Source organism: Neobacillus sp. 19, assembly GCF_049463095.1.
GTDB lineage: Bacteria > Bacillota > Bacilli > Bacillales > Cytobacillaceae > Neobacillus.
In genome coordinates, this window is the sequence record NZ_JBMPZU010000031.1 from 1 (window position 1) to 12,172 (window position 12,172).

General features: G+C 45.8%; 6 protein-coding genes and 3 rRNA genes. All 9 read left to right on the top strand.

From position 1 onward, the window contains the following. Nucleotides 1–922, top strand: a 16S ribosomal RNA gene (locus ACO1D1_RS09070); the annotation flags it as partial. Nucleotides 923–1,164: 242 nt separating this feature from the next. Beyond that, a 23S ribosomal RNA gene (locus ACO1D1_RS09075) occupies nucleotides 1,165–4,098 on the top strand. An 80-nt stretch (nucleotides 4,099–4,178) separates the two neighbouring features. Further along, nucleotides 4,179–4,295 (top strand): 5S ribosomal RNA (gene rrf, locus ACO1D1_RS09080). Between the two features lie 535 nt (nucleotides 4,296–4,830). Continuing rightward, a complete protein-coding gene (essC, locus tag ACO1D1_RS09085; RefSeq protein ID WP_423335661.1) occupies nucleotides 4,831–9,456 on the top strand; it encodes a type VII secretion protein EssC in 4,626 nt (1,541 codons plus the stop codon). Then, a complete protein-coding gene (locus tag ACO1D1_RS09090) occupies nucleotides 9,449–9,700 on the top strand; it encodes a methyltransferase (RefSeq protein WP_423335662.1) in 252 nt (83 codons plus the stop codon). The genes essC and ACO1D1_RS09090 overlap by 8 nt, the downstream gene beginning before the upstream one ends. 110 nt (nucleotides 9,701–9,810) lie before the next feature. Continuing rightward, a complete protein-coding gene (locus tag ACO1D1_RS09095; RefSeq protein WP_423335663.1) occupies nucleotides 9,811–10,140 on the top strand; it encodes a hypothetical protein in 330 nt (109 codons plus the stop codon). Beyond that, nucleotides 10,137–10,490, top strand: a complete 354-nt coding sequence (locus ACO1D1_RS09100) for a hypothetical protein (protein ID WP_423335664.1) — start codon at nucleotides 10,137–10,139, stop codon at nucleotides 10,488–10,490. Before ACO1D1_RS09095 ends, ACO1D1_RS09100 begins: the two co-directional genes overlap by 4 nt. Nucleotides 10,491–10,494: 4 nt before the next feature. Beyond that, nucleotides 10,495–11,958, top strand: coding sequence for an Mbeg1-like protein (locus ACO1D1_RS09105; RefSeq protein WP_423335665.1), 1,464 nt, complete (start codon nucleotides 10,495–10,497; stop codon nucleotides 11,956–11,958). An 18-nt stretch (nucleotides 11,959–11,976) separates the two neighbouring features. Further along, nucleotides 11,977–12,168, top strand: a complete 192-nt coding sequence (locus ACO1D1_RS09110) for a hypothetical protein (RefSeq protein WP_423335666.1) — start codon at nucleotides 11,977–11,979, stop codon at nucleotides 12,166–12,168. Nucleotides 12,169–12,172 lie beyond the last annotated feature (4 nt).

The following is a 12,172-nucleotide window of genomic DNA, read 5'->3' on the forward strand; positions in this document are numbered from 1 at the left end:
ACCGTGGAGGGTCATTGGAAACTGGGGACTTGAGTGCAGAAGAGGAAGGCGGATTCACGTGTAGCGGTGAATGTGTAGACGTGGGAGGAACACCAGTGGCGAAGGCGGCTTTCTGGTGGAGTCTACGCTCAGGCGCGAAAGCGTGGGGAGCAAACAGGATTAGATACCCTGAGTTTACGCCGTAAACGATGAGTGCTAAGTGTTAGGGGGTTTCCGCCCCTTAGTGCTGCAGCTAACGCATTAAGCACTCCGCCTGGGGAGTACGGCCGCAAGGCTGAAACTCAAAGGAATTGACGGGGGCCCGCACAAGCGGTGGAGCATGTGGTTTAATTCGAAGCAACGCGAAGAACCTTACCAGGTCTTGACATCCTCTGACACTCCTAGAGATAGGACGTTCCCCTTCGGGGGACAGAGTGACAGGTGGTGCATGGTTGTCGTCAGCTCGTGTCGTGAGATGTTGGGTTAAGTCCCGCAACGAGCGCAACCCTTGATCTTAGTTGCCAGCATTCAGTTGGGCACTCTAAGGTGACTGCCGGTGACAAACCGGAGGGAAGGTGGGGATGACGTCAAATCATCATGCCCCTTATGACCTGGGCTACACACGTGCTACAATGGATGGTACAAAGGGCTGCGAGACCGCAAGGTTTAGCCAATCCCATAAAACCATTCTCAGTTCGGATTGCAGGCTGCAACTCGCCTGCATGAAGCCGGAATCGCTAGTAATCGCGGATCAGCATGCCGCGGTGAATACGTTCCCGGGCCTATGTACACACACGCCCGTCTCACACCCACGAGAGTTTGTAACACCCGAAGTCGGTGGGGTAACCTTTATGGAGCCAGCCGCCTAAAGTGGGACAGATGATTGGGGTGAAGTCGTAACAAGGATAGCCGTATCGGAAGGTGCGGCTGGATCACCTCCTTTCTAAGGATAATGCAGTCCTCTCGGACTGATAATAAGGTTGACGTTTCTTGTTTGTTTAGTTTTGAGGGAGCAATCTTTTCTGTGAGGATCATGACCGTTAGGTGATGATTCGAAACAATTCTCTCAAAGCTTTTTTAATCGTTCCTTGAAAACTAGATAATCGTAAGAAGAAGCAAAGTAAACATCGAGTAATCGCCATTTTAGTTTTTCTCTCTGTTACCGAATAAGCGATAAACCTTTTAGGTTAAGTTAGAAAGGGCGCACGGTGAATGCCTTGGCACTAGGAGCCGATGAAGGACGGGACTAACACCGATATGCTTCGGGGAGCTGTAAGTAAGCTTTGATCCGGAGATTTCCGAATGGGGAAACCCACTTTCGTAATGGAACAAGTATCTTTACCTGAATACATAGGGTATAGAAGGCATACCCGGGGAACTGAAACATCTAAGTACCCGGAGGAAAAGAAAGCAAACGCGATTCCCTGAGTAGCGGCGAGCGAAACGGGACATAGCCCAAACCAAGAGGCTTGCCTCTTGGGGTTGTAGGACACTCAACATGGAGTTACAAAGGAACGGGGTAAATGAAGCGACCTGGAAAGGTCAGCCAGAGAAGGTAAAAGCCCTGTAGTTGAAACTTCGTTCCCTCCTGAGTGGATCCTGAGTACGGCCGGACACGTGAAATCCGGTCGGAAGCAGGGAGGACCATCTCCCAAGGCTAAATACTACCTAGTGACCGATAGTGAACCAGTACCGTGAGGGAAAGGTGAAAAGCACCCGGAAGGGAAGTGAAATAGTTCCTGAAACCGTGTGCCTACAAGTAGTCAGAGCCCGTTTATGGGTGATGGCGTGCCTTTTGTAGAATGAACCGGCGAGTTACGATCCCATGCAAGGTTAAGTTGAAGAGACGGAGCCGCAGCGAAAGCGAGTCTGAATAGGGCGTTTGAGTATGTGGTCGTAGACCCGAAACCAGGTGATCTACCCATGTCCAGGGTGAAGTCCAGGTAACACTGGATGGAGGCCCGAACCCACGCACGTTGAAAAGTGCGGGGATGAGGTGTGGGTAGCGGAGAAATTCCAATCGAACTTGGAGATAGCTGGTTCTCTCCGAAATAGCTTTAGGGCTAGCCTCACGTTGTTAGAGTCTTGGAGGTAGAGCACTGTTTGGACTAGGGGCCCTCATCGGGTTACCGAATTCAGACAAACTCCGAATGCCAAAGACTTATCCGTGGGAGTCAGACTGCGAGTGATAAGATCCGTAGTCGAAAGGGAAACAGCCCAGACCACCAGCTAAGGTCCCAAAGTATACGTTAAGTGGAAAAGGATGTGGAGTTGCTTAGACAACCAGGATGTTGGCTTAGAAGCAGCCACCATTTAAAGAGTGCGTAATAGCTCACTGGTCGAGTGACTCTGCGCCGAAAATGTACGGGGCTAAACGTATCACCGAAGCTGTGGATTGACACCGTTGGTGTCAGTGGTAGGAGAGCGTTCTAAGGGCGTTGAAGCTAGACCGTAAGGACTGGTGGAGCGCTTAGAAGTGAGAATGCCGGTATGAGTAGCGAAAGATGAGTGAGAATCTCATCCACCGTATGCCTAAGGTTTCCTGAGGAAGGCTCGTCCGCTCAGGGTTAGTCGGGACCTAAGCCGAGGCCGAAAGGCGTAGGCGATGGACAACAGGTTGATATTCCTGTACCACCTATGAATCGTTTGAGTGATGGGGGGACGCAGGAGGATAGGGTAAGCGCGCTGTTGGATATGCGCGTCTAAGCAGTTAGGCTGGTGAATAGGAAAATCCGTTCACCGTAAAGGCTGAGCTGTGACAGCGAGGGAAATTTAGTACCGAAGTTCCTGATTCCACACTGCCAAGAAAAGCCTCTAGCGAGATTCAAGGTGCCCGTACCGCAAACCGACACAGGTAGGCGAGGAGAGAATCCTAAGGTGAGCGAGAGAACTCTCGTTAAGGAACTCGGCAAAATGACCCCGTAACTTCGGGAGAAGGGGTGCTCTTTAGGGTTCATAGCCCTGAAGAGCCGCAGTGAATAGGCCCAGGCGACTGTTTAGCAAAAACACAGGTCTCTGCGAAGCCGCAAGGCGAAGTATAGGGGCTGACGCCTGCCCGGTGCTGGAAGGTTAAGAGGAGGGGTTAGCGCAAGCGAAGCTCTGAATCGAAGCCCCAGTAAACGGCGGCCGTAACTATAACGGTCCTAAGGTAGCGAAATTCCTTGTCGGGTAAGTTCCGACCCGCACGAAAGGCGTAACGATCTGGGCACTGTCTCAACGAGAGACTCGGTGAAATTATAGTACCTGTGAAGATGCAGGTTACCCGCGACAGGACGGAAAGACCCCGTGGAGCTTTACTGTAGCCTGATATTGAATTTTGGTACAGCTTGTACAGGATAGGTAGGAGCCTGAGAAGCCGGAGCGCTAGCTTCGGTGGAGGCGTCGGTGGGATACTACCCTGGCTGTATTGAAATTCTAACCCGCACCCCTGATCGGGGTGGGAGACAGTGTCAGGTGGGCAGTTTGACTGGGGCGGTCGCCTCCTAAAGAGTAACGGAGGCGCCCAAAGGTTCCCTCAGAATGGTTGGAAATCATTCGTAGAGTGTAAAGGCACAAGGGAGCTTGACTGCGAGACCTACAAGTCGAGCAGGGACGAAAGTCGGGCTTAGTGATCCGGTGGTTCCGCATGGAAGGGCCATCGCTCAACGGATAAAAGCTACCCCGGGGATAACAGGCTTATCTCCCCCAAGAGTCCACATCGACGGGGAGGTTTGGCACCTCGATGTCGGCTCATCGCATCCTGGGGCTGTAGTCGGTCCCAAGGGTTGGGCTGTTCGCCCATTAAAGCGGTACGCGAGCTGGGTTCAGAACGTCGTGAGACAGTTCGGTCCCTATCCGTCGTGGGCGCAGGAAATTTGAGAGGAGCTGTCCTTAGTACGAGAGGACCGGGATGGACGCACCGCTGGTGTACCAGTTGTCTTGCCAAAGGCATCGCTGGGTAGCTATGTGCGGACGGGATAAGTGCTGAAAGCATCTAAGCATGAAGCCCCCCTCAAGATGAGATTTCCCATAGCGTCAAGCTAGTAAGATCCCTGAAAGATGATCAGGTTGATAGGTCAGAGGTGGAAGCATGGCGACATGTGGAGCTGACTGATACTAATCGATCGAGGACTTAACCATTTCAAATTGGTTGAACTCGTTTTTACAAAAACTTCTTCTGCATTATCTAGTTTTGAGGGAATGAAACCTCAAATAAATAGTCTGGTAACTATGGCGAGAAGGTCACACCCGTTCCCATACCGAACACGGAAGTTAAGCTTCTCAGCGCCGATGGTAGTTGGGGCATGCGCCCCTGTGAGAGTAGGACGTTGCCAGGCACAAAAAAGAGATAACCTTTGTAGGTTGTCTCTTTTTTGTGCCAATAAATAAGAGCGGAAAGTAAAAGTGTAAAAGTGGAAAGTAAATTGATAGAACCGGACAGTAAAATAAGAAAAGCGGAAAGTAAATGATCAAAAGTGGAAAGTAAACCAATTAAAGCAGGGAGAAAAATTGAGAGAAAACACTAAAAAGGGTCTCCAGCATAGCTTTTAGCTTTGTTCCATCCGAATTACTCCTAAATATTCAATCGCCCTGCCGATTTTTTCAATCTGTTTATCAAGGTAAAAACAGTCCCTTTGTCCCATCAGTAAAGGAAAATAGCCCTATAAAAAAAATGGTATGATAAGGAAGTGAAAAATTAACATCAACTGGAAATTCTAATTTCCGGAAAAAGATAATGCTTATGACACGATTTTGGCATAGGAAAGACTCTTAATCTGCTTCATTAAACCTATATACATTGTGAAAATGATACATTATTACTTTATCAAAAAAATGAATGAAAATTAGCAGTCTGCTGGGGAGAGATTTTACGTGATTTTAACGTTGTTTGACCGTAAAAAGGCGTTTACCTTTGTTCTGCCTGAACGGGTAACCGGCCGTTATGTACTGACTACGGAGAGCCGAAATGGCAGTAAACGAGAGATGATGGCAATAGAGGCAGAAGAGGGACAATGGTTTATCAAGTCCAATAAGTATGCTTTCTTAAGCAATGCTGACGGGCAAAAGGTCAGCAAGCAGCCGGTTGAAGAATTTAGAACCTACACGATTAACAGGGAAGATGAAGCGCCATCACTTTTATATGCGGAACCGTTTCAATTTGATCAAAATATTTACACAAAGCACTACGTTACCACGGATTCCTTAAAAATCGGCAGATCGAAGGACAGTCAGATTTGTTTCGCCAATAAATTAGTGTCCAATTCACATTGCGTAATTGAATACGACAAGAATGGATCGGCAGTAATCCGTGACCTGCAAAGTTCAAATGGCACCTATGTGAATGGGGAAAGAGTAACGGAGCACACGCTTAAAATTGGCGATTGTATTTACATAATGGGTTTAAAAATCATTTATAATGGGAAGCTGCTTTCGTTAAATAATCCGCATCGGCTAGTACTCCTTGATCGGAATGCGTTTCAGCCATTTACCGATGAACCGCCCATTGTAGCGGATGAGGAGGAGCTTGATGAATTTCAGGTAGAGGAGACGACTTCTGACCTTTTTTTCCGTTCGCCTCGTTTTAAAAGAGAAATCACAACGCCAGAGATTAAGATTGATCCCCCGCCATCACCAGTGAACCAAGAAGAAACTCCATTAATGCTGCTATTAGGACCCTCGCTTACGATGGGAATGGCCTCCTTGTTCATGGGGCTGTTTACCCTGCAAAATGTGATGTCGACGAATGGGAATATCATGATGGCAATGCCGACTTTGGTAATGTCCTTTAGTATGCTGGTAGGGACAATTCTTTGGCCGATTTTAACCAAGAGACATGAGAAAAAGACCCGGATTAAGCAGGAAAAAATCAGGCAGGAAAAATATCATGCCTACTTAGAGGAAATGGCAGAGGTTATTGAAGATGAACGGAAACGGCAAAGTGAGATTTTACATGAGAATCATGTGCCGATTGGACATTGTGTTGCCCGGATTCAGGCGCGGCAGCGAAATCTGTGGGAAAGAACCCTTGGCCAGGATGACTTTTTGAAGCTCCGTTTAGGTCTTGGAAATCTACCGCTCAATGCAGATATAAAATTCCCGGAAAAACGTTTTAGTGTGGAAGATGACGGATTGCAAGAGGAACTGTATAAACTTGCGGATTCACCAAAGGTTTTAACAGATGTCCCGGTCACTTTCTCACTTATGGAAGAAAAGGTCAGCGGGATTATTGGCAGCAGGGAGAAGGTAAAGGCAATAGTCGAGGGGCTGATTTTTCAACTAACCGCCTTGCACAGCTATGATGAATTAAAACTGGTGTTTGTTTACGACCAGCAAGAGCAGGACAGGTGGAACTTTGTTAGATGGCTTCCGCATGTTTGGGACGATACGAAAACTATCCGCTACATGGCCACTGATGCAAATGAATTAAAAGAGCTGTCGGCCGTGATTGAAAGGGAAATTTCCCATCGGCAGAAGTTAGCAGATGATGAACTAGCCAATGTAACGCAGCATTATGTTATTTTTTCAATGGATAAGAAATTAGCGGCAAAAGCGGAAATGTTCACGATGATTTTACAAGCGAAAAAGAATATTGGCTTTAGCTTGATTACTCTATACGATGAATTGAAAAACCTGCCGAAGGAATGTTCAGCAGTCATTGAACTGGACGGCTCCTCAGCAAAGATCTTTGACAAGGACGATATAACTGGTCAGTTTACGGCATTTCGCCCGGATATTTATTTGCAAGAAGACCCGGAGAATCTGGCAATTCAGCTTGGCAACATCAATCTGGCTTCATTAAATAAGGCTTATACCCTTCCGGAGATGCTCACGTTTTTAGAAATGTTTGGAGTTAGTAAAATTGAACACTTGAATGTGCTGACAAAATGGAAGGAAAATGATCCGGTGAAGACATTGGAGACGCCCATCGGGGTTGATCAGTCTGGTGAGTTGTTCAAGCTCGACCTTCACGAAAAATTCCATGGCCCCCATGGTCTGATTGCCGGAATGACCGGCTCTGGGAAAAGTGAATTTATCATGACGTTTATATTGTCTCTTGCGGTGAATTATCACCCGGATGAAGTGGCGTTTATTTTAATCGATTATAAGGGCGGGGGCATGGCGAACGCGTTTGTGGACCTGCCGCATCTTGCCGGAACGATTACCAACCTCGACGGAGCAGCCGTTAAACGATCGCTAATTTCGATTCAAAGTGAGTTGAAGCGGCGCCAGGCGATTTTTAGCGAAACAAGCAAACGGGTGGATGAAAGCAATATCGATATTTATAAATACCAGAAGCTGTATCGTGAAGGCCGGGTGACCGAGCCGCTGCAGCATTTGTTTATCATTTCGGATGAGTTCGCGGAGTTAAAGACACAGCAGCCGGAATTCATGGATCAGCTTGTCAGTGCGGCGCGTATTGGACGAAGCCTGGGGATTCACTTGATCCTTGCGACGCAAAAGCCCTCAGGGGTTGTTGATGATCAAATTTGGAGTAACAGTAAATTTAGAATCAGCCTGAAGGTGCAGGAGAAGGCGGACAGTATGGAGGTAATCAAACGGCCGGATGCTGCCGAACTGTCGACAACAGGGCGATTCTACCTGCAGGTCGGGTTTAATGAAGTGTTCATGCTTGGTCAGTCTGCCTGGGGCGGTGCCCCGTATTATCCTGCGGAAAAATTGGAGAAACACCAGGATGACAGCATCGTCGTGATTGATCATCTTGGCCGTGTCCTAAAAAGCGCACGAATCGACAAACGGAATACACAAGTGAATAAACCGCCAAAGCAATTGGATGAAATAACGGACTATCTGGCCCAATTAGCTTCACAAGAACAGATAAAGGTGAAGCAGCTGTGGCTTGAGCCGATTCCAAGCAAAATCTTTTTAGAAAAATTGCAGCAAAAATATCGCATCACAACGGAGCAGAGCTTTGCGTTAAATCCAGTAATCGGAGAGTATGACGATCCGGCTAATCAAAGCCAGCACATCCTTAGACTGCCGCTCACAACCGAAGGCAACACTGTCATTTATGGTGTCGCCGGCAGCGGAAAAACGACGTTCTTGGCAACATTGATTTATTCACTCATGGAGGAGCATACACCGGATGAGGTCAATCTATACTTAATGGACTTTAGCAGTGAAACATTAAGCTGGTTCCGAGAAGCACCACATGTGGGTGATGTGGTTCTTTCCCATGAAAGCGAGAAGGTCACGAACCTTTTTAGAATGTTAACGAATGAGATTGTGCGCAGAAAGAAATTATTGGCCAACTATGGCGGCGATTTCAGCACGTACAACCGTTCGGCAGAGCAGGGGCTGCCTTCGATTGTTGTCGCAATTCACAATTATGCGGCCTTTTCAGAGATGTATGAGGACTATGAAGAAGCGATTTCCTTCTTAACTCGGGAAGGTCTTAAATACGGCATTTACTTCGTCGTTACTGCAGCGAATACCGGAGCCATCCGCTACCGTTTGCTGCAAAACTTTAAGCAGCTGTTTGTTTTGCAATTAAACGATACGACGGAATATTCAGGTGTGTTGGGAAGTGTTGATGGAGTGTATCCATCGAAATACAAAGGCCGGGGTATTTTTAAAGCGGGCAGTGTGTACGAATTCCAGACCGCCCTTATTACGGATGGAACAACGGATATGTACCGTTTTATGACGGAATATTGTGCAGAACAAAGCAAGAAGTGGAATAAAGCAAGGGCAAGAAGAATCCCGGTTCTTCCGGAAAAGGTCAACCTGGATTATTTTGCAGCCGGTGAACTGAAAACCAATCATCCGGGGGAAATACCGGTAGCCATCGAGAAAAGTACGCTTGCTGTTTTCTATTTTGACTTTAGCGATTCCTTTGTCAATCTTGTTCTGACAAGCAATAGCGATCAGGAATGTACTGGATTTATCCAGGGAGCTGCTGAGATGCTGGCGGCAAACGGGGGCAGTGAAGTGATCGCCGTTGATCCGCAAAACAATTTCATTAAAGATACGAACCGGGGCTATCGCTACGTGACCGGTGCCCAGCCAATTGAAGAAACGATTGTTTATTTGTTCAATACACTTGTTTACCGCAATAATACAACGAAAGACGCAGTGGCGGAAGGCATGACGCCGCCAGTGTTTGAACCAATATTTTGTGTGATTGATTCGTTCAGCGATTTGAACAATAGCTTATCAGCAGATGGAAAGGATAAGCTTGCAGTGTTTTTAGATAAGGGAGCGTCGCTGGCTGTCCATCTGATTATTGGCGATCAGGCCGACCGAATCAACGCGATTTCATACGAAAGCTGGTTTAAAAATCACGTATCGCAAAGTGACGGCATTTGGGTCGGCAGTGGGATTACTGATCAATATGTATTGAAAACGAATAAGACGACTAGCGAAATGTATCAGGACATTCCAACCGGCTTTGGCTATTGTCTGAAGAAAGGAAAGCCTGTATTGGTGAAGCTGTTGTCATCTGCCGCTGTGAGTGAGGAGGAATTGGTCTATGGATAAGGTGTTAGTAGAGGTATTTATCCCTGCTGCCAATCAGACATTTGACATCTTCCTTCCGCTTAAAAGCAAACTTCATGAGGTCGTTCTGTTAGTAGCCAATACTTTGACGGAGCTGTCACAAGGATATTATACCGGCACAGAACAAACGGTTCTTTGCGACCGGCACACCGGGGAGATCTTCAATATCAATAATACGGTTGAAGAGCTCGGTTTAAAAAATGGATCGAAGCTGATGCTGCTATAAATCTCTTATTTTTAAAAAGTAACCGGTAAGGAAGGGACCTAATGAAAATCACAAAAAGGATTATGCTGATATTCTTCCTAATGCTTGTACTGATAGGGGGCACGGGTTGTATGGATTCAGAAAGCAAAATGGTCCATTATTTAGAAGATAAATATGGTGAAAAATTTGTCGTGGAACATAAAAAAGAAGGAAGCGTCCTATTCCCGGAGATGTATGGGAAAGATAAGATTTATGCCTATCCGGAAGGGAAGCCGGAATTAATCTTTGAAGCGGGAGAAAGTTCGTCAAAGGAAAAACAATACTACGATGATTATATCCCTGCCATTTGGGGCGATGAATTGACGAAAAGTTTACAAGGCAGCCTTAAAGAGAGCCTTCCCAGACGAGCATTTATAAAATCTATGTTAACGTTGCAGGAAGTAAATATAATCTGGAAATGAAGGATTTGCCTATTTTAAAGTATATCAATGAAGAAAACAAAGATATTAGGATTGTCTTAAAAGTCGCAATAAAGACCGCGGGTAATCCCAATACTTCTGATTATAGCGACGGACTGTACAAGGCTTTTGATCAATTAAAAGGTCTGAATACGACTTTTTATTCCTTCTCTGTGGGATTCGTAGACCAATCAGAGAAGATTGATGAATATATCAGAACCTCTAATGTGAATAACTTACCATGGTCGAATATAGAGGGAAAGGTATATGGACACCTGCAGGTCAATCAAGATATTACTGATATAAATAGTCCCGCTGATTTAATGAAATATTATACACCGGCTGAGGAGTGATAATATGACATTATCTAATTTAACAGAAGAAGAAAAATATTTACTCCTGCAGTTTTCGTATGTAGATTTGCCGGAGGATTATAAGGTTGACCCTAATCAGCCGGCGAATTTTAAAAAGTTAGTAAATGAAATGATGCTAACCTCTTCTGATTATGAGGAAAATGAGAGTTTTAAAAAGTTATATGAATATGTAAACGGCCCAAAAGGCGAGAATTTAGCCAATATCCAAATAACCAAATATGAAAACAACAATCCGACTTGGGAAGAAATCAAGCATGGGAAATTAAATTCCGGCTTTGTCGGCTTTGCCTTGAAGGATGAAGAAGGCAATGCCACTGCCTTATTTAGGGGCAGTGAAAGTATGGGGGATCCGCTGCATCTCATAACCGACTGGAAATCAAATGTCGAAGCAGGGATCGGACAGGAGATCAAACAGCAGAAAGAAGCAGCAGCTTTTTATGAAAAATATATTTCCGGTGCCGAGGGTAACATCTATGTCATGGGCCACTCAAAAGGTGGAAATTTAGCCAATTATGTGTTAGTTCATTATTTCAATCAAGATAAAAACCTGAAATCTTATGTTGTCAATGGCGCTCCCATCAACTGGTGGGTTCTTTCGAAGGAACAGCAGGAGGTCTTGAAAGGTGAGCGGAATACGTTTATCGTTCACCAAGATGATGCCGTCTCACAGCTGGGCCATGTTCCGTATGTCGACAAAACCATTAAAACAAAGAATAAGATGGGTGCCTTGGCATTAATTTCCGCAGTGATTGCCTATGGTGCTCTTTCACTTGATGCCCATAGCTTAGATGCTGTCGAGTTTGATGAAAATGGTAATTTTATTGGGGCATCTGACGGAGCCTCAACAGGACGGATGGTGGGGAACTTTATATTCTCTGGGATTATGTTTCCCTTATCCTTCGATGCTCTTGTCGATAAGGCGATGGCCTCCATCAAACAGGCCGTGTTTCAAATGGTCGTTTCGACCGTGGTAAAAGCAGTGGAACTAAAGCAACAACTTGACCAGAAACTCATGCAAATCAAGTTCGAATGCATTCGTTATATTTTAACTGTTATGAAGGTTTCACAGAAAGTAAAGCAGGAATTACACCAGTTTTTTGACCAATTTATTGAAAAAGCGAAATCGTTCGCTGCCCATTTATGGGGGAAACTTACCGGAGGATTGGGCTTTGCAGTAGAGCCCATCCTAAAAGTGGATCTGTCCAGACTCGCTTACTATTCTACAAGATTGCAAGGGGTAAAGCGGAAAACGCAGCATGTGAACAGTTTGATTGATAGTTTATATCGTGAGGCTGACCTGTTGGATTTGGGGCATGTGTTAAAAGCGGATATGCTGACGAATTTTCATTTTAGAATCAATGAAAATATCAATTATCTTAATAGGACCATGGAAATATTGGAAAAAGGCGAGGCCGTTTTACTGAGAAAAGCTGAGGCCATTCGCTAGCATGCAGGAGGGACACTGATGGATGCGCATGTGAAAAATAAGATTCATACCATTATCGCCGAGCTCAATGCACTTGCCCGGGAGCTGGATGACATCTCCCAGGGAATAAATCGTGAATTCAAAGGGATTGGCGCTGTGAAATGTGCTTCCAGCCTGCAAAGCACGGCGGGCAAGTACCGGTCTGTCATTAATGAATTGAGGAAAATTTGAAAGG